The organism is Nocardia sp. NPDC004582, from assembly GCF_053602115.1.
In genome coordinates this window covers 1-26003 of the sequence record NZ_JBSGCY010000010.1, presented here as the reverse complement: position 1 = coordinate 26003, position 26003 = coordinate 1, and the positions used below count along the sequence as shown (strand labels likewise).

General features: G+C 68.2%; 26 protein-coding genes. 11 read left to right on the top strand and 15 right to left on the bottom strand.

What is annotated here, in order from left to right; genetic code table 11:
* Nucleotides 1-5 precede the first annotated feature (5 nt).
* The 3 genes from ACWELJ_RS05260 to ACWELJ_RS05250 are packed head-to-tail and all read right to left on the bottom strand — an operon-like array spanning nt 6 to nt 1810.
* Nucleotides 6-365, bottom strand: coding sequence for a VOC family protein (locus ACWELJ_RS05260; protein WP_452364920.1), 360 nt, complete (start codon nt 363-365; stop codon nt 6-8).
* A gap of 9 nt (nt 366-374) precedes the next feature.
* On the bottom strand, nt 375-1223 hold the full coding sequence (locus ACWELJ_RS05255) for an alpha/beta fold hydrolase (protein WP_452364919.1): 849 nt from the start codon (nt 1221-1223) through the stop codon (nt 375-377).
* Nucleotides 1220-1810 carry a TetR/AcrR family transcriptional regulator gene (locus tag ACWELJ_RS05250; RefSeq protein ID WP_452364918.1) on the bottom strand — a complete coding sequence of 197 codons (591 nt, stop codon included), beginning with the start codon at nt 1808-1810 and terminating at the stop codon, nt 1220-1222. The genes ACWELJ_RS05255 and ACWELJ_RS05250 overlap by 4 nt, the downstream gene beginning before the upstream one ends.
* A gap of 156 nt (nt 1811-1966) precedes the next feature.
* Between ACWELJ_RS05250 and ACWELJ_RS05245 the strand changes: the two genes are divergently transcribed.
* Both ACWELJ_RS05245 and ACWELJ_RS05240 read left to right on the top strand, forming a co-directional pair.
* Nucleotides 1967-2632: a hypothetical protein gene (locus ACWELJ_RS05245; RefSeq protein WP_452364917.1), complete on the top strand. Its 666-nt coding sequence runs from the start codon at nt 1967-1969 to the stop codon at nt 2630-2632.
* Complete coding sequence (locus ACWELJ_RS05240; protein WP_452364916.1) at nt 2629-3831, top strand: PrsW family intramembrane metalloprotease; 1203 nt, start codon at nt 2629-2631, stop codon at nt 3829-3831. Before ACWELJ_RS05245 ends, ACWELJ_RS05240 begins: the two co-directional genes overlap by 4 nt.
* A 120-nt stretch (nt 3832-3951) precedes the next feature.
* On the opposite strand, the gene ACWELJ_RS05235 is transcribed toward ACWELJ_RS05240, so the two are convergent.
* Entirely contained in the window at nt 3952-5010 is a 1059-nt protein-coding gene (locus ACWELJ_RS05235; protein WP_452364915.1) for a LacI family DNA-binding transcriptional regulator, read from the bottom strand.
* Between the two features lie 155 nt (nt 5011-5165).
* Here ACWELJ_RS05235 and ACWELJ_RS05230 point away from each other — a divergent pair, with 155 nt between their 5' ends.
* From ACWELJ_RS05230 to ACWELJ_RS05215, 4 genes are read left to right on the top strand one after another with little or no spacing between them, the layout of a single operon-like run.
* Entirely contained in the window at nt 5166-6491 is a 1326-nt protein-coding gene (locus ACWELJ_RS05230; RefSeq protein ID WP_452364914.1) for an aryl-sulfate sulfotransferase, read from the top strand.
* Nucleotides 6492-6515: 24 nt separating this feature from the next.
* Nucleotides 6516-7370 (top strand): ABC transporter permease, encoded by an 855-nt coding sequence (locus ACWELJ_RS05225; protein ID WP_452364913.1) that lies wholly within the window; start codon nt 6516-6518, stop codon nt 7368-7370.
* A gap of 2 nt (nt 7371-7372) precedes the next feature.
* Nucleotides 7373-8128, top strand: coding sequence for an ABC transporter ATP-binding protein (locus ACWELJ_RS05220; protein WP_452364912.1), 756 nt, complete (start codon nt 7373-7375; stop codon nt 8126-8128).
* Between the two features lie 19 nt (nt 8129-8147).
* Entirely contained in the window at nt 8148-9110 is a 963-nt protein-coding gene (locus ACWELJ_RS05215) for an ABC transporter substrate-binding protein (RefSeq protein WP_452364911.1), read from the top strand.
* Between the two features lie 119 nt (nt 9111-9229).
* Here the strand turns inward: ACWELJ_RS05215 and ACWELJ_RS05210 are convergent, their stop codons facing one another.
* The gene (locus ACWELJ_RS05210) at nt 9230-10264 is read right to left on the bottom strand and encodes a fused (3R)-hydroxyacyl-ACP dehydratase subunits HadA/HadB (protein WP_452364910.1); all 1035 of its coding nucleotides are present in this window, start codon (nt 10262-10264) and stop codon (nt 9230-9232) included.
* Nucleotides 10265-10697: 433 nt separating this feature from the next.
* Between ACWELJ_RS05210 and ACWELJ_RS05205 the strand changes: the two genes are divergently transcribed.
* The 4 genes from ACWELJ_RS05205 (at nt 10698) to ACWELJ_RS05190 (ending at nt 13580) form a co-directional block, all read left to right on the top strand.
* A complete protein-coding gene (locus tag ACWELJ_RS05205) occupies nt 10698-11252 on the top strand; it encodes a carboxymuconolactone decarboxylase family protein (RefSeq protein WP_452364909.1) in 555 nt (184 codons plus the stop codon).
* 85 nt (nt 11253-11337) lie between these two features.
* Nucleotides 11338-12165 carry an alpha/beta fold hydrolase gene (locus tag ACWELJ_RS05200; protein ID WP_452364908.1) on the top strand — a complete coding sequence of 276 codons (828 nt, stop codon included), beginning with the start codon at nt 11338-11340 and terminating at the stop codon, nt 12163-12165.
* A 162-nt stretch (nt 12166-12327) separates the two neighbouring features.
* Entirely contained in the window at nt 12328-13173 is an 846-nt protein-coding gene (locus tag ACWELJ_RS05195; protein ID WP_452364907.1) for an SDR family NAD(P)-dependent oxidoreductase, read from the top strand.
* A 137-nt stretch (nt 13174-13310) separates the two neighbouring features.
* Nucleotides 13311-13580, top strand: coding sequence for a hypothetical protein (locus ACWELJ_RS05190; protein ID WP_452364906.1), 270 nt, complete (start codon nt 13311-13313; stop codon nt 13578-13580).
* Between the two features lie 10 nt (nt 13581-13590).
* Here the strand turns inward: ACWELJ_RS05190 and ACWELJ_RS05185 are convergent, their stop codons facing one another.
* Entirely contained in the window at nt 13591-13914 is a 324-nt protein-coding gene (locus ACWELJ_RS05185; protein ID WP_379099451.1) for a hypothetical protein, read from the bottom strand.
* Nucleotides 13915-14163: 249 nt separating this feature from the next.
* On the opposite strand from ACWELJ_RS05185, the gene ACWELJ_RS05180 reads away from it, so the two are divergent.
* Entirely contained in the window at nt 14164-14880 is a 717-nt protein-coding gene (locus ACWELJ_RS05180) for a VIT1/CCC1 transporter family protein (protein WP_452364982.1), read from the top strand.
* Nucleotides 14881-14890: 10 nt separating this feature from the next.
* Here ACWELJ_RS05180 and ACWELJ_RS05175 read toward each other — a convergent pair whose 3' ends face one another.
* The 9 genes from ACWELJ_RS05175 to ACWELJ_RS05135 form a co-directional block, all read right to left on the bottom strand.
* Nucleotides 14891-15601: an SDR family NAD(P)-dependent oxidoreductase gene (locus ACWELJ_RS05175; RefSeq protein WP_452364905.1), complete on the bottom strand. Its 711-nt coding sequence runs from the start codon at nt 15599-15601 to the stop codon at nt 14891-14893.
* Nucleotides 15602-15634: 33 nt separating this feature from the next.
* Nucleotides 15635-16369: a sterol desaturase family protein gene (locus tag ACWELJ_RS05170; RefSeq protein ID WP_452364904.1), complete on the bottom strand. Its 735-nt coding sequence runs from the start codon at nt 16367-16369 to the stop codon at nt 15635-15637.
* A 679-nt stretch (nt 16370-17048) separates the two neighbouring features.
* Nucleotides 17049-18665, bottom strand: coding sequence for an NADH-quinone oxidoreductase subunit NuoN (gene nuoN, locus ACWELJ_RS05165; protein ID WP_452364903.1), 1617 nt, complete (start codon nt 18663-18665; stop codon nt 17049-17051).
* Nucleotides 18662-20287, bottom strand: coding sequence for an NADH-quinone oxidoreductase subunit M (locus tag ACWELJ_RS05160; RefSeq protein WP_452364902.1), 1626 nt, complete (start codon nt 20285-20287; stop codon nt 18662-18664). The genes nuoN and ACWELJ_RS05160 overlap by 4 nt, the downstream gene beginning before the upstream one ends.
* Nucleotides 20288-20307: 20 nt before the next feature.
* On the bottom strand, nt 20308-22197 hold the full coding sequence (nuoL, locus tag ACWELJ_RS05155) for an NADH-quinone oxidoreductase subunit L (protein ID WP_452364901.1): 1890 nt from the start codon (nt 22195-22197) through the stop codon (nt 20308-20310).
* A 1-nt stretch (nt 22198) separates the two neighbouring features.
* Nucleotides 22199-22498 carry an NADH-quinone oxidoreductase subunit NuoK gene (nuoK, locus tag ACWELJ_RS05150; protein ID WP_040808323.1) on the bottom strand — a complete coding sequence of 100 codons (300 nt, stop codon included), beginning with the start codon at nt 22496-22498 and terminating at the stop codon, nt 22199-22201.
* The gene (locus ACWELJ_RS05145) at nt 22495-23325 is read right to left on the bottom strand and encodes an NADH-quinone oxidoreductase subunit J (RefSeq protein ID WP_452364900.1); all 831 of its coding nucleotides are present in this window, start codon (nt 23323-23325) and stop codon (nt 22495-22497) included. Before ACWELJ_RS05145 ends, nuoK begins: the two co-directional genes overlap by 4 nt.
* The gene (gene nuoH, locus ACWELJ_RS05140) at nt 23322-25085 is read right to left on the bottom strand and encodes an NADH-quinone oxidoreductase subunit NuoH (protein ID WP_452364981.1); all 1764 of its coding nucleotides are present in this window, start codon (nt 25083-25085) and stop codon (nt 23322-23324) included. The genes ACWELJ_RS05145 and nuoH overlap by 4 nt, the downstream gene beginning before the upstream one ends.
* Before the next feature lie 7 nt (nt 25086-25092).
* On the bottom strand, nt 25093-26003 hold a 911-nt coding region (locus tag ACWELJ_RS05135; protein WP_452364899.1), incomplete at its 5' end, for a molybdopterin dinucleotide binding domain-containing protein.

Below are 26003 nucleotides of genomic sequence, written 5' to 3'. Positions count from 1 at the left end.
CTTGGTCAGGGCAGGTCGTAGGCGGTGGCGTGACGGGGCTGATACAGCCCGATCTCGCCCGCGCCCGGGACCTTCAGCATGGTGAGCAGACCCCAGCCGGCATCGGTGACGTCCGAGGTGAATTCGACGCCCTGGGAACGCAGGTCGGTCATGGTGGCGGTCAGGTCGTCGCACATCAGGTACAGCTCGGCCTTGCCGCTGTCGGGGGCCGGGGCCGGATGCACGGCGAGTTCGGCGGGCGGCGACTTGAAGATGAGCCACCCGTTGTTCGCGTCGACATGGGCCAGGCCGAGGACGTCGCGGAAGAAGGCGCGTGCCGCGTCGGCGTCCTCGGCGTAGAGGATGGTGTGCGCACCGGTGATCATGTGCCGACGCTAACAGCGCCCAGCCGCTGCGGCGCGCAGGTGCGCGGTCAGGATGTCGGCCAGTCGTGCGGCGAATTCGGGGGCCTCGGTGCGCATCCCATTGTGGGCGCCGGGGAACTCGGTGACCTCGATCCCCAGCCGGCGGGCGATCTCGACGGCGGGGCGGTACGGCAGACTGCCCTTCGTCTCACGCCCGGCGGCCATGACCAGCCGATCGGCCACCGGGGCCAGTGCCGCGAAATCGGGGAGGTACGCGGTGAATTCCCGCAGCTCGTGTGCGAGCATCAGCGGGCCGTTGGCAGCCAGTCGGGCCCACATCTCGGCGGCGCGTGGCGGCAGTTCGCCGGGCATCGGGGCCGGCTTCATCGCATTGCCGATGCCCGCCAGGAAGCGCACCGACGCCGGGCCGGGGCCTGCGGTCCGGAACAGCGTGTAGACCTCGTCGATCATGGCGCGCTGTGCGGCGGCGTCGGGCAGGACGGCGAAACACGGCGGTTCGTGCGCGATCAGTAGCGACACCTGCTCCGGATGCCGGGCCAGTAGATCGAGTCCGACGATCGCGCCGTTGCTGCCGCCGACGATGAGCGCGGGCTCGTCGGTGAGGTGACCGAGCAGCCGGTGGACATCGTCGCTCTGCACCTCGACCCGCTGTGTCCGCTGCGGACCGTCGAGCGCACTGCGCGAATAGCCGCGCTGGTCCAGCGAAGCCACCGTGAATCGGTCCTGGAGGACCTCGGCGATCGGGTCGACCGAGGCCGCGTCGCCCCCGCCGCCGGGCAGGAACAGCACGAGCGGGCCGCTGCCACGCACCTCGTAGTAGAGGGTCGCGCCCGGTACCGGTAGCGTCTCGGATCTCATTGCGGGGTCTCCTTTGTCGGTGTCGGCCACTGGGTCAGCAGCAGATGCAGGGCGTCGAGGATGCGCGCCCAGGACCCGTCGGTCTCGCGGGAGTGGTTGAAGCCGCCGACGGTCTCGAGCGTCGCGAAACCGTGGAAGGTGCTGCGCAGCAGGCGGCCCGCGTCGATGAGTTCGGCGCCGTCGAGGTGGTAGCTGCGGAGCAGGGCTTCGGTGAGTTGCACGCTGCGGACCGCTCCGGGGGCGTCGGCGATGGCCTCGATGTCGAGTTTGCGCTGGGTCGCGTCGTAGCGGCCGGGGTGTTCGCGGGCGTAGTCGCGATAGGCGTTCGCGAAGGCGATCAGCGCGTCGCGGCCCGCTCGTCCCTCGACCGCCACGCCGATCCGGTCGGTCATCTCGACCGCGGCCTGTAAGGCGATGCGCGTACGCAGATCCTGCAGATTCCGGACATGCGAGTAGAGGCTCGGATCCTTCACGCCGAAGTGCTTGGCGATCGCGGCCAGCGTGACGTTGTCGAACCCGATGGCATCGGCCATTTCGGCGGCCGCCCGCGTGATGCGTTCGGTGTTCAGGCCCACCCGCGGTGACATGAGCCGCTCCTTCCTAAGTTCATTAGGTTTAAACCTAATATACATAGGTTTGTTTCAGGGCAAGGCGCCGGACGCCCAGGCGAAGTCGCAGATGTCGTTACCCGAGTTGTCCCTGGCGTCGGGTTACCGTGTGCGCGTTCACGATCGGAGGGTGACGTGGGTACACACACCAGGGAGAGCGAGACAACGTTCTCCGAGCACTATTTCGACCCGGGTGATCGGTGGGTTCCGGCGGATCGACGCTGGCTCGGCATGGACCGCCGCACCTTGCTGCCGGCGCTGATCGTGCTGGCACTGGCCTTCCTGCAAGGAGTCCTGCTGCCGCGGATCGACGCGGGGATACCGGAGCAGGACACCACCGTCAGTGGTGATGTGATCGCTCTGCGCGGTGGCATCACCTTCACCGCGGCCGGGGGCTGGTCGCTGGTCAGCGGCGAACGCCAGCAGGACGAACCGACCGGTCAGGGCTATCCCGGCGATGCCGTCCTGACCCATGGCGGGACCCAGTTCGTTGTGCGCACAGGGGAATTCAGCGGCGATCCGGCCGCGCTGCTCGCACAGATCGAACACACCGAGGCCCTGCTGAAGAGCCCGTTCACCGCGACCGGAGACCCGGCGGCGATCACCGCGCGCACCGGCGAGCCCGGTCTGATCACCAAGTACGCCGCGCCGAATACCGATGGCGTGCTGGCGGCGTTCGTCTTCGGCAAGACCGGCGTGCAAGTCGTCGCGGTCGGTCCCGCACAGCCCGGACGCGACATCCTCACCGACGTGGGCCAGATGATCGCGCACATCGGCTACACCCCGCAGGAGCAGAAATGACCACCGACTCCGCGGGCGCGCTCACGCGAGCACGGTTCACCGCCATCGAGGAATCCGGCTGGGGCCGGACATTCACCTTCTACCAGCCACGCAACCTCGCGTTCTGGGTGTACGTGCTGCTCACCGGTTCCGGCGCGGTCCTGTTCGCCACCCGCATCCAGAGCACCTACCCCGCCTACGGTCGCGCCATCCTGGTCACCGCGGTCGTCTTCACCGTCTACGGCGCGTTGTTCTGGTGGTTCACCCAGCACATCGACCGTTACGCCCGCCAGCCCGTGAAGATCCTCGTGGTCGCCTTCGCCTGGGGCGGTTTCGCCGCCACCTGGTCCATGGCCTCCTATGCCAACAACGCGCTGATCAGCATCTACGGCAAGGTCTTCGGCCACGCCTGGGCGCAGGACTGGGGTGCGGGCCTGGCCGCGCCGTTCACCGAGGAGACCGCCAAGGGTTTCGGCCTACTCCTGCTGATCGCCCTCGCGCCGCGCCTGGTCCGCACCGCGTTCGACGGCTTCATCCTCGGCGCGTTCCTGGGCCTGGGCTTCGAGATCATCGAGGACATCGCGTACGGAATGAACGCGGGCGCTTCCCAATTCGGCGCCAACCAGGTCGACGCCTCCCTGTCCACGGTCTTCCTGCGGGTGGCCACCGGCGCGACCGGCCACATCCTCTACACCGCGTTGTTCTGCGCCGGCCTGGTCTACCTGCTCGGCCGCCCCGCCGAACCGCGCCGGATCGGCCGCGGTCTCCTGCTGATCCTGACCGCCATGCTCCTGCACGGCCTGTGGGATTCCATGGCGAACTTCGCCGAGAGCAACGCCGCCGCCCTCGGCCTCATCGTCACGATCATGATCATCGCCCTGCTCATCGCGACCCGGGTCTTCGCCGTGACCGTCGTCCGCGAACGAGGTTTCCTCGCCCAGATCCTGGCCCCCGAAGTCAGGTCCGGGTTCGTCACCGCCGCCGAGGCCGAGGCCGCATGCGGAAATGCCAAGCAGCGCCGCGCCTTCCGCAAGTCCGGTGACAGCCGGGCGGCCAAACGCCGCAACGCCTACGTCCTCGACGCCATCTTCGACCTGGCCGACGCCCTCGCCACCGACCACGGCGCCGAAACCCCGCGCGTCGAATTCGCCCGCGCCGAGGTGTCCCGCCTGCGGGACGGCCGCGCCGCTACCGACGTACTGACGCCGGTTCGACTCTGACCCACCGCAACCCGAGTGACCCCGGCCCGCACATCGCGTGCCGGGGTCACTCGTTTCCGCCGCCCGTACCCAGTCCCTCGAATGCGAGGGCTATCGCGCGGTGCCGCGGAACGGGCCACCTCATCCGCGGGGCGGAGATGACTTCCCTTCCGGTGTGCAGCCACAGGTTTCGCCGAGGCTGAGGTGGACGTCGAACGGTGACGGGGGAGCGCCGGGGGAGTTCGGCTGGCCGGCCGCGTCGAGGACGCGGGACAGGGCGGTGCGGGCGATGTCGTCGATCGGCTGTTGCACGGTGGTCAGGATGAGCGGGGCGTAGGTGTTGGCGGCGTCGGCGTCGTAGCCGACCACGGCGATGTCCTCGGGGACGCGCAGTCCGGCGTCGGCGACCGCGCGCAGGGTCGCGGCCGCCTGGGCGTAGGTGCCGACCACGAGGGCGTCCGGAGCGGGCTGATCGGCGAGGTGGCGGCGGACGGCGGCGTAGGCGCCCGCCGGTGTGAGATCGGTGGGAATCCGTTGCGCGGCATCGGTTCCGACTACCGAGAGGTAGCCCTCGTATCGTTGGGCGACGGTTTCGCGGTCTCCGTGCGCGACCTCGTCGGGTGTGTATCCGCCGACGAAGGCGATGGATCGGCGCCGATGGGCCTCGGTGAGATGGCTCGCGGCGAGCCGCCCGGCTCGCACATGGTCCGCGCCGACCATGCCCGCGTCGACATGGTCACGATTGTTGTGCACCCAGACGATGGGAATGCGGGCCTGCCTGCACAATTCGGCGGTGGCCGGGCCATTGGCTCCGCCGACCACGATCAGCCCCTCGATACCGGAGTCGACGAAGGCCGCGGCGAACTCGATCTCGCGTTCGGGATCGTAGCCGGTGTTGCCGATCAGGGTGAGGTGGTCGCGATGGCGGGCCTCGAGCTCGATATGGCCGACCAGGGTGCCGAAGAGGGGGAGGCGGACGTCGGGGACGAGCAGGCCGAGGTGACGCCACCGGCGGGGCCGGCGCAGGGCGCGCGCGGCACGGTCGGGGCGGTAGTTGAGTTCGTCGAGCGCGGCGGTCACCTTGGCGCGCAGCGCTTCCGAGACCGGGCGGGGCCCGTCATTGAGGACGTAACTGACGACGGCGGTGGAGGTACCCGCTCGCCGGGCCACATCGGCGAGGGTGGCGCGTTTGGCAGTCACGTTGGTCCCAACTCTCGTCGCTCGCGGGCTGGTTGCCCAGGCTTGAAATCGTTCTGATTCTTACAGTCTCCGCACCGGTTCCGTCCCGCGCAAATCGATTAGATTCGTTACATCAGCGACCCGACCGCTTAACAGCCGACTGATGGAGTGAACGCATGGCCTTCGTACGACTCACCGGTGTCACCTATTACGACCCGGAATCAGCCCATGACAGCTACATCGTGTTCACCGGCGCGGACTCCGTCACCCGGGTCATCGACATGCACGGCGCGGTGCGCCACGAATGGTCCTACGCCGGTGTGCCGCCGCGCGTCCTGGATCCGGCGCTGACCGGACGGCTGGGCGACGTCGGGGTGCAGCTTGCGCCCAGCGGCGATCCGCGCGGCGGGATCTACGCCAATGGCACCGTGGGACAACTGACCTGGGACGGTGACCGGGCCTGGGAGTGGGGCACCCAGGCTCCCGGCGGGGCCGCCCGGCAGAACCATGACTGGGAACTGCTGGCCAACGGCAACCGGCTGCTGCTGGTCACCATTCCGCGGGTGGTTCCGCAGCTGGGTTCGAACGTGGTGGGCGACCAGGGGCTCTACGAGGTCGCTCCCGACGGGTCGATCGTCTGGGAGTGGCGGGCCGGTGACCATCTCGACGAATTCGGATTCTCCGACACCGGGTGGGACGCGCTGCGCGAGACCGTCGCCCGTGATCCCGATGATGCCTGGGGTTACCTGGAGATCAACAGCGCGAAGACGCTGGGACCCAACCGGTGGCATCGCGCGGACCCCGACAGCGTCTTCCAGCCCGACAACATCCTGATCAGCAGCCGCAAGGCCAATGTGATCGCACTGATCGACAAGACCTCGGGCGCCATCGTGTGGAAACTCGGCCCGTATTTCACGGCCGAGGCCGGCGCGCAGCATCAGCGGATCAACGCGCACAAGGTGCCGCGGCCGCTCGATCAGATCTCCGGACAACACAATCCGCACCTCATCGCCGACGGCCTGCCGGGCGCCGGCAATATCCTCGTCTTCGACAATCAGGGCGGCGCCGGGTATCCGCCCGCGGCCCTGGGCATCTACGCCGGATCCCGGGTGCTCGAGATCGATCCGACGACCCGCCAGATCGTGTGGCAGTACACGGCCGAGGACTCCGGGCTGCCGTCCTGGACATTCTTCAGCTCGTTCGTGAGCAATGCGCAGCGGCTCCCGAACGGCAACACCCTCGTCACCGAGGGCATGAACGGCCGCCTGTTCCAGGTCACCCCGCAGGGGGACGTGGTGTGGGAGTACGTGTCGCCCTACGAAGGCCGCGGCGTCGCCGGTGAACCCGAGGTGCACGAGCCGCGCGTGCCCGGCGTGGATCGGCTCAGCGACACCCCGCTGGTGTATCGCTCGCAGGCCGTGCCCGCCGGCTGGGTGCCGCTCGAGCCGCATCCCGATCTGGCCGCCGTCGATCTGCGGACGACGGTCCGTCCCACCACCTAGCTCCGCCGAATTCAGGTGAATCCCATGACATCGAGCGTGCACACCACATCGGGCCGCACCGCGTCGCCGCCGACCATCGCGGTGGCGGACGAAACGCGACGGACGTACCCGCGCTGGTCACCGCCCTGGCGATCGATCGGCGGCACCGCGGCCGGGATCGGATTGGCCGTCCTGGCCTGGTCCCTGGTCGCCGCGGCCGAACCCTTTCCCCGCCAGCTGTTTCCGACCGTTCCGCAGATCCTGACGGCCGGGCACACCCTGTGGGCCGAGGGTCTGCTGATCCCCGATCTCACCGCGAGCCTGCGCCGGGCGGTGTTCGGTCTGCTGGTCGGTGTGGCCGCCGGCGTGTTCGCGGCGATCCTCACCGCGAACACCGCGGCCGGCCGGGCCTTGTTGCAGCCGGTGCTGCGCTTGCTGTCGCCGGTGCCGACGATCGGTTTGGTGCCCTTGGCGATTCTCTGGTTCGGCATCGGCGAGAACAGCAAGATTCTGGTGATCGCCCTGGGCGTGTTCGTTCCGGTCTGGATCAACAGCCATTCCGGTTTCGCCGGAACCCCGGCCGACTACCTGCAGGCCGCGCGCTGCCTCGGCGCGGGGCGCTGGCAGACGCTGACGCGCGTCGTCATCGCCGAGGCGCTGCCCGATGTGGTGGCCGGGGTGCGGGTCGGCGCGGCCATGGCGTTCGTGCTGATCGTGGTCGCCGAAATGACCGGCACCACCGCGGGTCTCGGGTATCGGATCTATCAGGCGCAACTGTTCTCCCAGGCCGACCGCCTGATCTTCTGCCTGCTGGTGCTCGGTGTCCTGGGCGCGCTCGGTGACGCGGCGATCGCGGCCATCAGCGCCCCGGTCCGGCGGTGGGCGCGGGAGGTGAGCTAGGCATGACGATCGCCACCCACGACCTGACGGTCCGCTTCCCGAATACCGCGCAGCCCAGCCTGCGGGGGATCGACCTGACCGTTCCGGACGGCTCGTTCACGGTGCTGGTGGGCGCGTCGGGCAGCGGCAAATCGACACTGCTGCACTGCCTGGCCGGGCTCATCGCACCCACCTCGGGCACGGTCACCGACAATGGCACACCGGTGCTCGCCCCCGATCCGCGGCGCGGCGTCGCGTTCCAGCGCGACGTGCTGTTCCCCTGGCTGAGCGTGGCGGGCAATATCGACTTCGCGCTGCGCGCCCATCGGGTGCCGGTTCGCTTGCGCGGCAGCCGGATCGACGAGCTGCTGGACCTGGTCGGGCTGCCCGCCGAGGTGCGGCGCAAGCGGCCCGCCCAGCTGTCGGGCGGGATGCGTCAGCGGGTCGGGATCGCGCGCATGCTCGCCGGTGAACCCGAGATCATGCTGATGGACGAGCCGTTCGCGGCGCTGGACGCGCTGACCCGGCTCAATATGCAGGACCTGCTCATCGATCTGTGGACCCGGCTGCGGCGCACCGTCGTCTTCGTCACCCACGACGTCGACGAGGCGATTCGGTTGTCCGACACCATCAGCGTGCTCGCGGGCGGGCGGATCACCGAGCAGATCACGAACCCACTGTCCCGGCCCCGGCCCGCGGACGCCCTGGCCGATCAGCCCGGCTACAGCGAACTACGCCGATTGCTCCACCACCAACTCGGTATCCAGCACGCGATGTGACGAGAAGAAGAGAACCGCCGTGAAGAAGCTCCTCCGCCCCCTGACCACCGCCCTGGCCGTACTCGCGCTGGCCCTGCCGCTGACCGCGTGCGGATCCGCCGACGAGTCCGACCCGAAGACACTCACCGTCGGCTTCGTTGTCGACCCGTCCTGGGCGCAGATTCCCGTCGCCCAGCAGGCCGGACTGTTCACCAAACACGATGTGAAGGTGAAGGTCGTCAATTTCTCGACCGGTGTGGAGGCGTTGCAGGCGCTCGCCGCCCACCAGCTCGATATCGCCACCGCCGCCGACGTGCCCACCTCGGCCACCCTGACCCGCTCGCCCGCGCTGCGGGTGGTCGGGGACGGATCGCGGTGGCAGGGTTCGCGAATCATCGCCCGGCGCAGCGCCGGAATCACCTCGGTCGCGAACCTGGCCGGGCATTCGATCGGCACGCCATTGGGCACCAGCGCCGCCTACTTCGCGTCGAATGTGCTCTCGCACAACGGTATTTCGGCGAATCTCGTGCAGGTCGCGCCGTCCGCGACGCTGACCGCGGCGACCCAGCACAATGTCGACGCCGTCTCGATCTTCCAGCCCTACCAGGCCCAGGTGGCCGAAGCGCTGGGTGACGACGCGGTCGAGCTCACCGGCAGCACCTACAACCAGCACAGCCTGTACCTGGCGACCGATACCGCCATCGCGTCGAAATCGGCTGCGCTGACCGCCTTCTTCGCCGCGCTCGGTGAGGCCGGGACCCAGCTCACCGCGCGCTCCGACGACGCGGTGTCCGCGGTGGCCGCCGCCACCCAGCTCAGCCCGGCGCTGATCAAGAAGATCCTGCCCGAATTCGACTACACCCTGCAGCTGCGTCCCGAGCTCGCCGACACCCTCGGCGAGCTCGGAACCTGGGCCAAGGATCAGGGGAAGGTCGACCGTTCGACGCCGCTGCCCGACTACAAGACCTTGCTCGACGCCGGGTTCGTCACCCACGGCAACTGAGCGATCAGGCGAGCGAACCCGGCGAGCGAAAGCGTTGTCATGCAACCGGATTCGCCGCGATCGCCGAGCAGATCCGGGTGGTGTCGTGGCCCGGGCCGCCACCACCTGGACCGTCGTGGCTAGGCGAGTCGGACCTCGGCGGTGGCGAGACCGAAGATCTTGCGTCCCGCCGCCTTCGCGACGATGACGACCACGGCCGTCCGGGTCTCGGGGTCGAGCGATTTGATGCGGCCGGTGAATTCGACGACGCCCGCCGTGGCGGATTCGATCACGGTGTAGTTCGACAGCCGGACGCCGTAGCGGAGCATGGCGCCCGGGTCGCCGAGCCAGCCGGTCACGAATCCCGCGCCCAGGCCCATCGTGAGCATGCCGTGCGCGATCACGTCCGGAAGGCCCGCGAGCGTGGCGATCTCGGCATGCCAGTGGATCGGATTCACATCACCGGAGACCCCGGCGTAGTTGACCAGGTCGCCGCGGGTCAGGGTCACGGTCCGAGCGGGGAGCTCGTCACCGACTGCCAGGTCCTCGAATCGCACTGACGTGAACGGGGTTCGCGCACGGGACACCGACGAGTAGCGCGCGGCGTCGCCGGGCTCGGGCACCCGGGCCGTGTCGGCGCCGGCGGTGGGCGTGGACTCGAGTCCGCTCATCATGACCCGGTCGATCGTGGCGCTGATATCGGCGTTGACGTCCTCGCCGGTCAGCCCCACGACGGTGGTGTGCATGACCTGCATGATGTCACCGGCCATGTCGCTGAACGTGTTCGTGATGGTGAGCAGATCCTTGCCGCCGATCCGGCGCACCGAGGACAGCTCGACATCGCTGACCAAACGCTCGCCGGTCACCACCGGCTTGTACATCTCGAAGACCTGGTCGGTCTGCACGATCACGTCGTAGCCCTCGAGCACGGTCTGCAGCAGCTTGCGATTGGCCAGCATCGCCGCGGTGGAGATGAAGGTGGTCGGCGCGATCAGCCCGGCGTATCCGAGTTCCCCGGCGGCGTCCTCACTCCAGTGTGCGGGGTGGAAGTCCTGGACGGCTCGCGCGTACTCGCGGATCTTCTCCCGGCCGACCTCGTAGTAGTCGTCCAGGCGGTAGTGATGCCCCACCAGCCCCGCCACGTCGAACGTCGCCTCCACCAAGCCCTCCTCCATCCGGATTCCTTCCACACGGTAACCGGTGACAGCCCACCGGATTCATGAGTGAAACGACACCTTCTCACAAGACCTGGCACCCGCGGCGGAAAACATCGGAAGGGATTCGCCGTCTCGCACCGGGACGAATCCTGCCACCTCGGCCACGGATACATCGAAGTCCGGGTACATCGGCCCCGCATACGGCATGTCGTCGACATCCGGGCCGGCTCATCCAACCACTTCGCTCAGGGTGCGCACGCTGACCGGCCGGTCCCGCGAAATCGACTGCTATGACCGGTGATACGCGAGGAGCGTCCCGAAGCGGGTGGGGACGGAGGCGGGGTAGACGTAGATCACCGAAATCGGGCACGAATTGCTACTACAAGGCGTCGCAGGTTCGGCCTAGGCTGATGAACAGGGAAGATCCCGCGAAACGCCATGGGGAGGCATCATGCGCGCAATTGCCCGAATCATCGACTACGTCAAGGCGATCAGCCGGGCCCGCAAGAATCAGACGGATCTGTTCGGCTGGCTCATGCGGCGCCCGCAGCTACTGATCAGCACCATGCTCCACGAGACGATGCTGCTGTTCTCCAACAAACTCGACCCGAAGCTCAAGGAGCTGGCCGAACTCAAGACCGCGGCACTGGTCAACTGCCAGTTCTGTCTCGATATCGGATCCACGCTGGCGCACTTCGGCGGGCTGACCGAAGCGCAGGTCACCGACCTGCCGAAGTATCGGGACAGCGACGCCTACAGCGACACCGAGAAGCTGGTGCTCGCTTACGCCGAGGCCATGACCGTCACGCCGACCTCGCTGGACCTCGAGGAGCTGCGGGCCCAGCTGCTGAGCCGGATGAACAAGTCCCAGTTGACCGAACTGACCGTCGCCATCGCGTGGGAGAACCAGCGGGCGCGGCTGAACCAGGCGCTGGGCGTGCGCCCGCTCGGCGCGGCCGAGGGCGTGGCGTGCGCGCTGCCCGAATCCCGGCAGCAGGCCGGCTGAGGCTGTTCCGTTCTCGCGCCGATGAATTCGGCGTGGCCGTACCGTCAATTCAGGTGTCCACGTACTGAGCCACTTGGAGCGACCCATGACCTCGACCGCACCCGTCACCTCCGGAACCGTCGCGGTGCCCGATGGCACCATCTACTACGAAGTCCGCGGCAGCGGCCCGCTGATCGCGCTGGTCGGCGCCCCGATGGATTCCGGTCCCTTCGGCGCGCTGGCCGAGCTGCTGGCCTCGGATCACACCGTGCTGTGTCCCGACCCACGGGGTCACGGCCGCAGCACCCTCACCGACACCGACAAGGATTCGACGCCGGAACTGCGCGCCGACGACCTGGCCCGCGTGATCACCCACATCGGCCAGGGTGCGGCCGTGGTGCTCGGCTCCAGCGGCGGCGCGATCACCGGCCTGGCGCTCGCCATCGATCGGCCCGAGCTGGTGTCCACGCTCATCGCGCACGAACCGCCGCTGCGCGAACTGCTCGACAACCGTGCCGAACTGAAGGCGAAGACCGACGAGATCGCGGCGGTCTACAACACCGGTGACATCATCGGCGCGTTCCGCAAATTCGGTGAGATGACCGGGCTGTTCATGCCGGAGGAGATGCTGCGGCAGATGTTCGGTGGCGAGCGGGATCCGCGGTCGATCGCCTCCGACGACTTCTTCTACCGCCACGAACTGCACACCACCTCCGGCTGGCAGCCCTCCCTCGACGCGCTGCGGGCCACCCCGACCAGGGTCGTGATCGGCATCGGCGACGACTCCGCGGGCAAGTTCTGCGACCTCACCTCGCGCGCCCTGGGTGCCGAGCTGGGCATCGAGCCGACCTTCTTCCCGGGCGGCCACGCCGGGTTCATGGAACAGCCCGACGCGTTCGCGAAGCGGGTCCGTGAGGTCATCGAGTCGAACTAGCGGTTTCATCGGCGGCCATGCGCCGAACCCGCGTGCCGGCCCGTGGCCGCCGCCGATTGACAGCGAACTGCCCCCGTCGTAATTTACCGATTAGTCAATTCGTGTGGGTCAAGATCCAGCTACCCGCATCCGCCGACCGAGCCACCGACGACGGGTACCGCTATGAAGAACTACCTGGCCTCCGCGCTGCTTCAGCCGACGCCCTCGCTCCGATCGATCGTCGGCGCGACCTCCGGGGCGCCGGATCTGCACGGCCACACCGTGATTCTCACCGGCGCGTCCTCCGGCATCGGCGAAGCGACCGCGCATCTGCTGGCCGGCCGGGGCGCGCGGATCCTCGCGGTGGCCCGCGACCGCGAACGCCTCGAGCAGACCTGCGGGGCCATTACCGCCGACGGCGGCGTCGCCCACCCGATGCCCTGCGACCTCACCGACCCCGAACAGGTCAGCGATCTGGCCACCACCGTGCTCGAGCATTTCGGCACTCCCGACATCGTGGTCAACAATGCCGGGCGGTCCATCCGCCGCAATGCCTTCGACGCCACCGACCGGGCCCACGACTACGAACGCACCATGGCCGTGAACTACTTCGGGCCGGTCCGACTCACCCTGGCCCTGTTGCCCGCACTGCGGGCGGCAGACAACGGCCACATCATCAATATCGGCACCTGGGGCACCACCGCCGGCGTCATGCCCAAGTTCAGCGCCTACCACGCGTCGAAGGCCGCCCTGGCCGCGTTCGGGCGCAGTCTCGGCGCGGAGTGTCATGACACCGGAATCGCGGTCACCACAATCGGATTCCCGCTCGTGCGCACCCCGATGATCAGCCCGACCAGTGACTACGACACCCAGGCCGCGCTGACGCCCGAGCAGGCCGCCGGCTGGGTGCTGACCGCGGTGCGCGATCGTCCGGTCGAGCTGTATCCCACCTACGCCGCGGCCTTGCGCCTGCTGTCGACGGTGTCGCCGCGGCTGGCGGACAGTCTGGTGCGCGCGGCGGGCATCTGACCCCGCGCGGCCTATTCAGGAATAGGCTGGGGGCACACTTATCCGTGCGATTCGGGGAGGTGTGGGTGATGAGAACTCCAATGGCCCGAGGTGTGGGCATCGCGGCGATGTGTCTCGCGGTATTCGCGGGAACAGTGGTGAGCTCTTCGAGCGCTCAGGGTCTGGACGGTCAGCGGTACGTGTGCGATCAGGTGGAGATCACCACGGATGGTCACGGTATCGGTTCCGGGAACTGCGTATCCGCGGGTGGCGGCGCTCCCGCGATGGGCTTGATATCCGGTGCGTTCGATATCGTGCGGCGCGGGGACGACTTCACCGTGCACTGCCAGGACAATGGCGGGATGGCGACCGGGGAATCGTGGTTGCCGGGTGAGGTGAACGGGGCCACCACGCACTGTTCGGCGTAGCGTGGCCGAATCATTCCACCGGTGGAATCGCCCAGCGCGCGTAGGTGTTTTCGGGGCTCACCGTGATGATGTCGGCCACCTGCACGATGTCATCGGGGATGCGACCGCCGAAGTGGGCCAGGCTGGGGATGATCACCGCGTCGGCCTCCATACGCGAGACCAGGGTGCGGACCCGGACCAACGGCCGATCGGTCTCGGGACCGAAGACCACGGTCTTGCACAGGTCATAGCCGAGCCGGCGAGCCAGATGCTGGATCTGAGCCTCGTCCCACTGCTGCTGCGCCCCCGACACATCGTGCCGGAGGTATCCGATCGCTGACGGTTGTGGCCGCATCTTGCCGCTCTCTTACCCGATCCGCTTGGCGCCGAAGACAACGCTACGGCCAACCCGCGCCGCGTAGGGGCCGAATCCACCGAGAATCTGTCTGTCGCAAACGTGTCGCGATCACCGTGTCGTAGGTCACCCGGGCTCCGGTCCGGCGCGAAAGCCCTTGATATGCAATGCATTACCTAATTTCGGTGAGCCTTTCTTTGCTGGCGGCGAACGGTGTGAACTACTACCGTTCCCCTGGTGAGGGACGAAATGACCGGTTCGGTGGCGCTCGCGCATCCCGCCGAACCGCACATGACAGGATTGGCCACTCGCCTGAATTGGCTGCGTGCGGGCGTTTTGGGGGCGAACGACGGGATCGTCTCCGTCGCGGGCATTGTCGTCGGTGTCGCGGCCGCGACGAGCAACAGCACCGCGATCCTGACCGCGGGCATCGCCGGACTCGCCGCGGGCGCGGTCTCCATGGCGCTCGGCGAATACGTCTCGGTGAGCACCCAACGCGACAGTGAACGCGCCCTGCTGGAAACCGAACGCCGCGAACTGGCCGAACAACCCGAGGCCGAGCTCGCCGAACTGGCCGCCATCTACCGGGCCAAGGGCCTGTCCCCGGCCACCGCCCAGGCCGTGGCCGAAGAACTCACCGCCGCGGACGCATTCACCGCGCACGCCGAAGCCGAACTCGGCATCGACCCCGACGATCTCACCAACCCGCTCCACGCGGCCCTCTCCTCGGCCTTGTCCTTCACCCTCGGCGCACTGCTCCCGCTCCTGGCGATCCTGACGCCCCACGCGATCCGGGTTCCGCTCACCATGGGCGCGGTGCTGGCCGCCTTGGCCCTGACCGGCGCTGTCGGCGCGCGCCTCGGGCAAGCACCCGTCGCCCGCGCGACCATCCGCGTCCTCGCCGGCGGCGCACTGGCGATGATCACCACCTACGCCATCGGCCACATCGTCGGAATCACCGTCTGACCCACCCGATCTACCAGGGCAGCGGCCCGTTCGCGTCGAAGAAACCGCCCGTGGGCCCGTCCGCCCCGATCTGCGCCATCCGCACGATGATCTCCGCCGCCTCCCGCACCGTCTGATGCCCGAGGTTGTGGTTCAGATCGGTGCGGGTGTAGCCCGGCTCCACGGAATTGATCCGAATGTGCGGAAAAGCCTTGGCGTACTGGATCGTCAGCACATTCACCGCGGTCTTGGACGCCGGATACGCCACCCCCGGATACTGAGCGGCAATATCACCCTCCGCCGCGAGCCTGCGCAACGACGCCAGTCCGCTACTGACATTCACCACGACCGGCGCGTCCGACTTGTCCAGCAAGGGCAGGAACGCCTCCAGCACCCGCACCGTCCCGAACACATTGGTCTCGAACGTCTCCCGCATCACCTCCGCGGTCAATCCGCCCGCCCCCAGCACACTCCCGTCATCGCGCATCTCCGCCTGAATCCCCGCATTGTTGATCAGCACATCCAGCCCGCCCTCGGCCTCGATCGCCGCCACTGCCGCGAGCACGGACTCATCGTCGGTGATGTCGATCCGAACCGCGTGCGCCCCAACCGCTTCCGCCGCCGCCACCCCCCGCCCGGCATCCCGGCTCCCGAGATACACCGTATGCCCGTCCGCCACGAGCCGCCGCGCCGCCTCGAACCCGATCCCCTTGTTGGCACCCGTAATAAGAATTCTGCTCATGCCCCGAATCTAGAATCTGGAGCACACTCCAAGTCAACCGCTGAGCCCGGCCCTGGACTCCGCCGTAACCGTCGGCGGCCCGAAGACCGCACGCAGCACCGGCCGAGCGCCTCGCGCCTCGCCGATATCGGTGAGCATGGCCATGAATTCATGAAAGTTGGTCTTGATCGGATTGAAGGTCCCAATGTTCTTCGTCAGCCCATACGTGACCGGGCTGGATTCGTGTGCGTAGGTGCCGAACATCCGGTCCCAGATGATCAAGACGGCACCGTAATTCTTGTCCAGGTAGGGGTTGTTGGAACCGTGGTGGACACGGTGGTGGGAGGGGGTATTGAAGATGTACTCGATCGGGGCGGGCAGGAAGCCGATGCGCTGGGTGTGTAGGGGCCACTGGTAGATCGAGCTGGCGAACTGCCAGAAGAAGATGATGAAGGGCGGGACGCCGAGCAAGGCCGCGGGCAGGAACGCGGCGTTGTAGAGGAATGTCGCGAAGGGCATCAGGGCCGGCATCCGGATCCCGGTGGTCAGATTGAACTGCTCGCTCGAGTGATGCACGCTGTGAGCGGTCCACATGATGCGAACCCGGTGATCGGCCCGATGCCCCCAGTAATAGCAGAAATCGGTCACGATCAGTCCGATGACCCAGGTCCACCATCGGTCGGCGGGCAGCTGAATCGGCGTCAGGACGGCCCCGAGGAGGACGAAAGAGAATGGGACGAGCAGGTTCTCCAGTGAACGGGTAACCCTGCTCGCGATGCCGAGCGCCACGCTGTTCCAGGTATCGGGACGATAGAATCCACGATTCCGATCCCCGCCCGCACTGCGACGCCAGGAAACCCATTCGATGACCAGTGTGAACAAATATGCCGGTAATACCAGCATGAAAACGCGAGTGTAATCCACCGTGGGGCCCTTGTCGGAGTTGCGTGGCGGGGTCGGGAATTTCGACTATCCGACGCCGGCCCCACGACCACTGGGGCACGCAGAACTGCTGCACCCGAAGAGCGCGTTCATGAGCGGAGCCAGTAGCAACGAAGGCAGGTCACTCGAACCCGTGGCCGCCACGGGCGCCGAGTCCGAGGGCATCGAAGTACTGGCCGACCCGCTCGTCGCGACGGGTTGAATGGCGGTCGGTGTGGCGACGGCCACCCCCTTCGCGGCCGCCAGGCCGGTGAAAAGCACGGCAACAGCGAGTATTCCGCGCAGCCTGTTCCGATCGTGAGATCCGGACACTGTGAGTCTCCTAGTTCCTTGGGCAGGGAGTTCCCCGCCGCGGGAATGTGCTGTGCGGGGAATCCGTGAGGGCCGAGGCTATCGACTGTGAAGCGGTGGCGGTTCAGATTAGGTGCCCCAAGTATTCAGGGCAGCGAAACTTGGGGCGGTGGCGCGAAAGGACCGGGCCCGCTGCGAATCTCGCAGCGGGCCCGGCGGTTTGGAGGTGGGTGATTCAGTGCGTGAAGGTGGCGGCGTTCTTGGCGAGGTCGAGGAGGGGTTGGGGGAAGATGCCGAGGACCAGGGTGGCTGCGGCGGTGACGGCGATGACGGTGCTGGTCAGGGTGGGGTAGACAACCGTGGGTGGGGTGGTGGGGGCGTCGGTGAAGAACATCAGGACGATGACGCGGATGTAGAAGAAGGCGGCGATGGCGCTGGAGATGACACCGACGATGACGAGGGTGGCCGCCTCGCCGCCGGTGGCGGCGGCGAAGACATCGAACTTCGCGATGAAGCCGGAGGTGAGGGGGATGCCGGCGAAGGAGAGCAGGAACAGGGAGAAGGTGGTGGCGAGCCAGGGGGAGCGGCGGCCCATGCCCGCCCAGGCGGGGAGAGCGGTCGCCTCGTCGCCGTTCTCGTCGCGGACCAGGCTGACTACGGCGAAGGCGCCGAGGGTGCCGAGGCCGTAGACGGAGAGGTAGAACAGGATCGAGGAGATGCCGGCGGTGGTGGCTGAGACCAGGGCGGTCAGGATGAAACCGGCGTGGGCGACAGAGGAATACGCGAGCATGCGCTTCATGTCGGTCTGGGTGATGGCCAGGATCGCGCCGACCACCATGGTGGCGATGGCGACCGCCGCGAAGACCGGGCGCCAGTCGTTGCGCAGGTTCGGGACCGCCACGTACAGCACGCGCAGCAACGCGCCGACCGCGGCGATCTTGGTGGCGGCGGCCATGAACGCGGTGACCGGGGTCGGCGCGCCCTGGTAGACGTCGGGGACCCAGGACTGGAACGGGACCGCGCCGATCTTGAAGAGCAGACCGACGGCCAGCATGGCGATGCCGATGACGGCCAGGGTGTGCGATTTACCGCCGTCGCGGGCCACCGCTTCGGCGATGCCGGCCAGCCGGATGGTGCCCGCGTAGCCGTAGAGCAGCGCCATCCCGTAGAGGAAGAAGGCCGACGAGAACGCGCCCAGCAGGAAGTATTTCAGCGCGGCCTCCTGCGAGAGCAGGCGGCGCCGGCGGGCCAGCCCGCACAGCAGATACAGCGGCAGCGACAGCACTTCCAGGGCCACGAACATGGTGAGCAGGTCGTTGGAGGCGGGGAAGAGCATCAGCCCGCCGACCGCGAACATGGTGAGCGGGAAGACCTCGGTGGTCGCGATTCCCGCCTTGGTGGCGGCGATCTCGTCGCGGCTGCCGGGCGTGGAGGCGGCCTGCGGGGCGAAGGCGTCCACCCCGCCGCGGGAAGCCGTGAGACTCCAGGTGCCGGGTCCCTCACGGCGCACCGGCATCCGGTCGGCTCGCCGCTCGGCGAGGAACAGCAGTCCGAGAATGCCGACCACCAGAATGGTGCCCTGCAGGAACAGTGAAACCCCGTCGATGGCAACGGCTCCCACCACGGCGGTCGCCTGGACGTCGCGCAGTCCGATGACCGCGCCCAGTGCGACCGCCATACCGCCGAGCCCGAGCACCAGGTGGATCGGATAGCGCGACGCGCGCGGCGCGAACGCCTCCACCAGCACCCCGGCCACCGCGACACCGAACACGATCAACATCGGTGACAGATACCGGTATTCGATGCTCGGTGCCGGGACCGTCGCGGCGGCGAGCAGCAGACCTCCACTCATTTGTGGGCACCTCCGGTGTTCGTCTGGGCGGCTTCCGGCTGCACCGCCGGGGCCGGATTGTGCTGTCCGATGGTGGTGAGGGTGCGGGCGACGGCCGGATCGATCCGGTCCAGCACCGGCTTGGGGTACGCGCCCAGGAACAGCAGGGCGACGATCAGCGGGACCACCACCACCAGCTCGCGGGGCAGCAGGTCGTAGAGTCGCTCGTTGCCCTCCTGCACCGGGCCGGTCATCATCCGCTGGTACATCCACAGCACGTACACCGCGGCCAGCACCAGCGCGGAGGCCGCGATCACGGCGGCCACCGGGTAGCGGGTGAATGTTCCGATCAGCACCAGGAATTCGCTGATGAACGGGGCGAGCCCGGGCAGCGACAGCGTGGCCAGGCCGGAGATGAAGAAGGTGCCCGCCAGGATCGGCGCGACCTTCTGGACGCCACCGAAGTCGGCGATGAACCGAGATCCGCGGCGCGACACCAGGAATCCGGCGATGAGGAACAGCGCGGCGGTGGAGATGCCGTGGTTGATCATGTACAGCGTCGCCCCGGTGCCGCCCTGGGTGGTGAGCGCGAAGATGCCCAGGATGATGAATCCGAAGTGCGAGATCGAGGTGTAGGCGATCAGCCGCATCACATCGGTCTGCCCGATGGCCAGCAGCGCCCCGTACAGGATCCCGATCACCGCGAGCACGCTGATCAGCGGCGCGTAAGTCGATGTGGCCGAGGGGAACAGCAGCAGGCAGTAGCGCAGCATGCCGAAGGTCCCGACCTTGTCGACCACCGCCATCATGAGCACCGCGCTGGCGGGGGTGGCCGCCACCGCGGCGTCCGGCAGCCAGGTGTGCAGCGGCCACAGCGGCGCTTTCACCGCGAACGCGAACATGAATCCGAGGAACAGCGCGTTGAGCACCGCGGGTGTCGCCCCGAGCTGCCCGGAGTTGGCGGCCTCCATGACGGCCCGGAAGTCGAAGGTGCCGCCGCCGTGGCCGCCCAGGTTGTCGCGCGCGGTGATGACGTAGAGCCCGATCACCGCGGCCAGCATGATGAGTCCGCCGAACAGGTTGTACAGCAGGAACTTCACCGCGGCCCGCGACCGCTGCTGCCGCAACGCCACATCCCCGGTGCGGGGGCCGAAGCCGCCGATGAGGAAGTACATCGGGATCAGCATGACCTCGAAGAACACGTAGAACAGCAGAATGTCCAAGGCGACGAACGAGACCAGCACCATGGATTCCACGACCAGGGTGAGCGCCACGTAGTAGTGCGCGACCCGCGGCCCGCTGCCGACCTCCCGTTCGTCCTGCCAGCCCGCGATGAGCAGCAGCGGCACCAGTCCGGCGGTCAGCAGGACCAGCACCAGCGCGATCCCGTCGAGCCCGACCGTGTAGCCCGCCCCGAACGCCGGGATCCACTGCCGGTCCTCCACGAACTGGTATTGCGCCCCACCGGTTTCGAACCGGGTGGCCAGCCAGATGCCGATCCCGAGCGTGCCGAGCGAGACGATCAGCGCGAAGGCCCGCACCGCTGTCCGCTGTCCGGCCGGGAACAGCAGCGCGAGCGCCGCCCCGGCGAGCGGCACCGCCCACAGCAGGGTGAGCCAGGGAAAGTCGCTCACGGAGTTCATCGGTGCGTTCGCAAGCTCATTCACAGGAACCTCACCGCCAGCAGGGCGGCGACCACGAGGGCCGCGCCGGTGAACATGGACAGGGCGTAGGAGCGCACGAAACCGGTTTGCACGCGCCGGATCCGGGCCGACAGGCCGCCGATCACCGCGGCCGTGGAGTTGACCAGGCCGTCGATGCCGCGGTTGTCGACGAACACCAGCGACCGAGTCAGGTGCCGGCCGGGGCGCATGAAAGCGGCCTCGTTGGCGGCGTCGCCGTACAGGTCGCGGCGCGCGGCCTCGACGAGCGGGTTGCCGGCGGGCGCGGTCTCCGCGATCGGGGACTTCGCGTACTGGTCGTAGGCCACCCAGACACCGGCGGCGACCACCGCGAGCGCGAAGAAGGTGATGGCCCAGGCGGGAATCACCGGTTCGCCGTGATGCTCACCGACCACCGGGGCCAGCCAGTTGGTGAGCGCGGACCCGTAGGCGAAGAGCATGCCGGAGAAGACCGATCCGAAGGCCAACAGGATCATCGGCCCGGTCATCGAGGCGGGCGCCTCGTGCGGATGCGTGCCCTCCTTCCAGCGGCGCTCGCCGAAGAAGGTGAAGATCATGACGCGGGTCATGTAGAACGCCGTGATGCCCGCACCGCACAGCGCGGCCAGACCGGTGACGACACCGCCGACCCCGCCGTACGCGAACGCCGCCTCGATGATCCGGTCCTTGGACCAGAAGCCGGCGAACGGCGGAACGCCCAGGATCGCAAGGTATCCGAGCCCGAAGGTGACGTAGGTGACCGGCAGCAGCTTGCGCAGTCCGCCGTAGCGCCGCATATCGGTTTCGTCGTTCATGGCGTGCATCACCGAGCCCGCGCCGAGGAACAGTCCGGCCTTGAAGAAGCCGTGGGTCAGCAGGTGCATGATGGCCGCCGCGTACCCGACCGGGCCGAGTCCGGCGGCGAGCACCATGTAGCCGATCTGGCTCATGGTCGACGCGGCGAGCGCCTTCTTGATGTCGTCCTTGGCGCAACCGATGATCGCGCCGAACACCAGAGTGACCGCGCCGACCGCCATCACGGCCGCCTGCGCGCCGGGCGCGAGATCGAAGATCGGGTTGGAGCGGGCGATCAGATAGACGCCGGCGGTGACCATGGTGGCGGCGTGGATGAGCGCCGACACCGGGGTGGGACCCTCCATGGCGTCCCCGAGCCAGGACTGCAGCGGCACCTGGGCGGACTTGCCGCAGGCGCCGAGCAGCAGCAGCAGCCCGATGGCGGTGAGGGTTCCGGTGCCCGCGTGGCTCGCCGACCCGAACACGGTCTGGAAGTCGATGCTCCCGAAGGTCGCGAACATGACCATGAGCGCGATGGCCAGTCCCATGTCGCCGACCCGGTTGACCACGAACGCCTTCTTGGCCGCCGTCGCGGCCGAAGGCTTGTGATACCAGAATCCGATCAGCAGGTAGGACGCCAGGCCGACGCCTTCCCAGCCGAGGTACAGCACCAGGTAGTTGCTCGCGAGGACCAGCACCAGCATGGCGGCCAGGAACAGGTTGAGGTAGGCGAAGAACCGCCGCCGTCCCGCGTCACCGGCCATGTATCCGATCGAGTAGATGTGGATCAGCGACCCGACGCCGGTGATCAGCAGCGCGAAACACATCGACAGCTGGTCGAGTTGCAGCGCGAAGTCGACCTTCAGCCCGGCCACCGGGACCCACTCGAACAGCGTGTAGTGCACGGCCCGTTCGGAATTCGGCCGATCCAGCATGTCGGAGAACGCCCACGCCGCGACCCCGAACGAGGCCAGCGCCAGCACGGTGCCCGGGATATGGCCCCATTTGTCGCCGATCCTGCCGATCAGCAAGAGGAATACGGCTCCCGCGAGCGGGAGCGCCGGCATCAGCCACAGCGGCATCTGTGCGGTATCCATGTCAGTACCGCAGCAGGTTCGCGTCGTCGACCGAGGTCGAGCGGCGGGCCCGGAAGATGCTCATGATGATGGCCAGGCCGACCACGACCTCCGCGGCGGCCACCACCATGGTGAAGAACGCGAAGACCTGACCGTCGAGGTTGCCGTGCACGCGCGCGAAGGTGACGAAGGCCAGGTTCACGGCGTTGAGCATGAGCTCGATGCACATGAACACCACGATGGCGTTGCGCCGCACCAGGACTCCGGCCGCGCCGATGGTGAACAGCAGGGCCGAGAGGTACAGATAGTTGTCCGGATTCACCGCTGGCCTTCCTCGTGAGTGTCGTCGCCGGGAACGTCGCTGCCGTCGCCGACGGTCAGTACGACCGCTTCGGTGTGGGCGCGATTGCGGCGGTGCCGCAGGATGGTGCTGACCGACAGCTCCTCGAAGGAGCCGTCCGGCAGCCGCGCGGGCGCGTCGACGGCGTTGTGGCGGGCGTACACGCCGGGCGTGGGCAGCGGCGTCACCCGGGTGCCCGCGCGGAAGCGTTCCTTGGACAGGGTGCGCTGATCGGTGGGCGGCCCGAACCGTTCGCGGTGCGCGAGCACCATGGCGCCGATGGTCGCGGTGATGAGCAGCGAACCGGTGAGCTCGAACGCCCACACGTAGCGCACGAAGATGAGTTCGGCCAGCGCCCCGACGCTGTAGTTGCCGCCCAGGCCGGGGCCGGTCTCGGCGATGCTCGTGGCGGCCATGCCGCGGGCGATGCCGCCGATGAGCAGCATGCCGAAGCCGATGCCCACCACCACGACCGCGAGCCGCTGCCCGCGCAGCGTCTCCCGCAGCGACTCCGCCGAATCCACGCCGACGAGCATGAGCACGAACAGGAACAGCATCATGACCGCGCCGGTGTAGACGACGATCTGCACGATGCCCAGGAACAGCGCGCTCTGCGCGATGTAGAACGCCGACAGCGTGATCATGGTGGCGGCCAGGCACAATGCCGAGTGCACGGCCTTGCGCGCGCAGACCATGCCGAGCGCGCCGAGTACCGCCACCACGGCGAGGATCCAGAACTGGACGGCCTCGCCGGTGGAGGTGTGGGTGACGATCTGCTGGGCGGGCTGGGCGATCCGGTCGGTGATCATGACTGCTTGGTCCCTTCCGCTCCGGCGAGTTCGCTTGCCGCGCCGGGGACTTCGCCGCGGTAGTAGGAGCCCTCGTCCGCGCCGGGGTACATGGCGTGCGGCGGGGCGACCATGCCCGGCTGCATGGGGGCGAGCAGATCCTGCTTCTCGTAGATCAGTCCGGCGCGGTTGTCGTCGGCCATCTCGTACTCGTTGGTCATGGTGAGCGCCCGGGTCGGGCAGGCCTCGATGCACAGACCGCACCCGATGCAGCGCAGGTAGTTGATCTGGTAGACGCGGCCGTAACGCTCACCGGGAGAGAAGCGTTCGTCCTCGGTGTTGTCCGCGCCCTCGACGTAGATGGCGTCGGCGGGACACGCCCAGGCGCACAGCTCGCAGCCGATGCACTTCTCCAGCCCGTCCGGATGCCGGTTGAGCTGGTGCCGGCCGTGATAGCGCGGCGCGGTCGGGGTCTTGACCTCGGGGTAGAGCTCGGTGTTGGGCTTCTTGAACATGGTCGAGGCGGTGACCACGAATCCGCCCAGCGGAGCCAGCAGGTCCGGTTTCGGGGTGGACGCCATCGGCGTCGCGGGCATCGGCGGGACCGGGAAATCCGAGTACGCCCGCGTGGAATCCGGGTCCGGGGATGCGTTGGCGCGGTCGTAGCCCGCGTGCCCGGCCCGGATCACCAGCGCCAGCAGCACGGCCGCGACCACCAGCCCGCCGATCACCATGCCCGCGGTCTGGATGTGGGTGCCGTTGTCCTGCAGCACCTTCAGGGTCGCGACGAACATGACCCAGGCCAGCGACACCGGAATCAGCAGCTTCCAGCCCAGGTTCATGAACTGGTCGTAGCGCAGGCGGGGGAGCGTGCCGCGCAGCCAGATGAACACGAACAGGAAGGTCCACACCTTGGCGGTGAACCACAGCATGGGCCACCAGCCGCTGTTCGCGCCCGCCCACAGGCTGATCGGGAACGGCGCGTGCCAGCCGCCGAAGAACAGTGTGGTGGCCAGCGCGGACACGGTCGCCATATTGATGTACTCGGCCATCATGAACATGGCGAACTTCAGCGAGGAGTACTCGGTGTGGAAGCCGCCGACCAGTTCGCCCTCGGCCTCGGGGAGGTCGAAGGGCGCGCGGTTGGTCTCGCCGACCATGGACACCGCGTAGATCAGGAACGACGGCAGCAGCAGGAAGACGTACCAGGTTCCCTCCTGCGCCTTGACGATTCCCGAGGTGGCCATGGTGCCCGAGAGCAGGAACACCGCCGCGAAGCACAGCGCCATGGCGATCTCGTAGGAGATGACCTGCGCGGTGGAGCGCAGCCCGCCCAGCAGCGGATAGGTGGACCCGGACGCCCAGCCCGCCAGCACGATGCCGTACACCCCGACCGAGGCCATGGCCAGGATGTAGAGCACGCCCACCGGCAGATCGGTCAGCTGCAGCATGGTCCGGTGCCCGAACATGCTGACCTGCGGCCCGAACGGGATCACCGCGAACGCCATCACGGCCGGGATCAGCGAGATCACCGGCGCGAGAATGAAGATCGGCTTGTCCACGATGGCCGGGATGATGTCCTCCTTGAGGAGCATCTTCACGCCGTCGGCGATGGACTGCAGCGACCCGCGCGGTCCGACCCGGTTGGGTCCGACGCGCATCTGCATGAACGCCACGATCTTTCGTTCCGCGTACACCGCCAGCATCGGGGTGAGCAGCAGGAACACGAAGATCCCGACGGATTTGATCAGCACCAGCCACCAGGGATCGTGGCCGAACATACTCAGGTCACTCACGGTGGTCCTCCCGTCGGATACGCACGAGGTGGCCGGGTGTGGTGCCGAGCTGCACCAGCACGTCGGAGCCGGGGGAATTCATGGGCAGCCACACCACGCCGTCGGGCATCTCGGTGATGACCAGGGGCAGGGTGATGTGGCCGTGGTCGGTCGCGGCGGTCACCGGATCGCCGGTGGTGGCGCCGATCCCGGCGGCGGTCTCGGCCGACAACCGCAGCACCGGGGTGCGGGCGGTGCCCGCCAGGTTGGGTTCGCCGTCCTGGAGGCGGCCGCGGTCGATGAGCATGCGCCAGGACGCGAGAACGGCTGTGCCCGAGTGGGGTTGGGCCGGCGGATGCGGGCGGTGCACCGGCGTCGGGGCGGGCGCGCCGTCCCAGGCGCCGAGGTCGGCCAGTTCGGCGCGGGCGCCGGCGGCGTCGCGCAGGCCCAGCCGCACCCCCATCTCGCCGGCGATGGCGTCGAGGACCCGGTATTCGGGCAGCGGCGCGGCCTCGCGGCGGACGGTGGAATCGCGCAGGGCGGCCTCGAATTGGCGGTGGCGGCCCTCCCAGGTGAGGAAGGTGCCCGCCTTCTCCATGGCCGAGGCGACCGGGAACACGACGTCGGCGCGGTCGCTGATATCGCTGCGGCGCAACTCCATCGACACCACGAAGCCGGCCGCGTCGATGGCCTGCAGGGCGGCGTGCGGGTCGGGCATGTCGCCGACCTCGACGCCGCCGATGAGCAGCGCGCCCAGGTTGGGTGCGGCGGCCAGGATGGCGGCGGTGTCGCGGCCGGGTGTGCCGGGCAGGTCGTTCACGTTCCAGGCCTCGCGAACCTGTTTGCGCGCGCCGGGATCGGCGACCGGCCGTCCGCCGGGCAGCAGCACCGGCAGGGCCCCGGCCTCGAGCGCGCCGCGCTCAC

Bases quoted from the DNA above. Each gene is read 5' to 3' on its own strand.
- ACWELJ_RS05180 (WP_452364982.1), top strand. From the start codon at position 14,164: ATGACCGGTTCGGTGGCGCTCGCGCATCCCGCCGAACCGCACATGACA.
- ACWELJ_RS05250 (WP_452364918.1), bottom strand. From the start codon at position 1,810: ATGTCACCGCGGGTGGGCCTGAACACCGAACGCATCACGCGGGCGGCC.
- ACWELJ_RS05220 (WP_452364912.1), top strand. From the start codon at position 7,373: ATGACGATCGCCACCCACGACCTGACGGTCCGCTTCCCGAATACCGCG.
- ACWELJ_RS05210 (WP_452364910.1), bottom strand. From the start codon at position 10,264: ATGGAGGAGGGCTTGGTGGAGGCGACGTTCGACGTGGCGGGGCTGGTG.
- ACWELJ_RS05200 (WP_452364908.1), top strand. From the start codon at position 11,338: ATGACCTCGACCGCACCCGTCACCTCCGGAACCGTCGCGGTGCCCGAT.
- nuoL (WP_452364901.1), bottom strand. From the start codon at position 22,197: ATGGATACCGCACAGATGCCGCTGTGGCTGATGCCGGCGCTCCCGCTC.
- ACWELJ_RS05205 (WP_452364909.1), top strand. From the start codon at position 10,698: ATGCGCGCAATTGCCCGAATCATCGACTACGTCAAGGCGATCAGCCGG.
- ACWELJ_RS05175 (WP_452364905.1), bottom strand. From the start codon at position 15,601: ATGAGCAGAATTCTTATTACGGGTGCCAACAAGGGGATCGGGTTCGAG.
- ACWELJ_RS05260 (WP_452364920.1), bottom strand. From the start codon at position 365: ATGATCACCGGTGCGCACACCATCCTCTACGCCGAGGACGCCGACGCG.
- ACWELJ_RS05240 (WP_452364916.1), top strand. From the start codon at position 2,629: ATGACCACCGACTCCGCGGGCGCGCTCACGCGAGCACGGTTCACCGCC.
- ACWELJ_RS05185 (WP_379099451.1), bottom strand. From the start codon at position 13,914: ATGCGGCCACAACCGTCAGCGATCGGATACCTCCGGCACGATGTGTCG.
- ACWELJ_RS05230 (WP_452364914.1), top strand. From the start codon at position 5,166: ATGGCCTTCGTACGACTCACCGGTGTCACCTATTACGACCCGGAATCA.
- ACWELJ_RS05160 (WP_452364902.1), bottom strand. From the start codon at position 20,287: ATGAACTCCGTGAGCGACTTTCCCTGGCTCACCCTGCTGTGGGCGGTG.
- nuoN (WP_452364903.1), bottom strand. From the start codon at position 18,665: ATGAGTGGAGGTCTGCTGCTCGCCGCCGCGACGGTCCCGGCACCGAGC.
- nuoH (WP_452364981.1), bottom strand. From the start codon at position 25,085: ATGTTCGGCCACGATCCCTGGTGGCTGGTGCTGATCAAATCCGTCGGG.
- ACWELJ_RS05225 (WP_452364913.1), top strand. From the start codon at position 6,516: ATGACATCGAGCGTGCACACCACATCGGGCCGCACCGCGTCGCCGCCG.
- ACWELJ_RS05255 (WP_452364919.1), bottom strand. From the start codon at position 1,223: ATGAGATCCGAGACGCTACCGGTACCGGGCGCGACCCTCTACTACGAG.
- ACWELJ_RS05195 (WP_452364907.1), top strand. From the start codon at position 12,328: ATGAAGAACTACCTGGCCTCCGCGCTGCTTCAGCCGACGCCCTCGCTC.
- ACWELJ_RS05145 (WP_452364900.1), bottom strand. From the start codon at position 23,325: ATGATCACCGACCGGATCGCCCAGCCCGCCCAGCAGATCGTCACCCAC.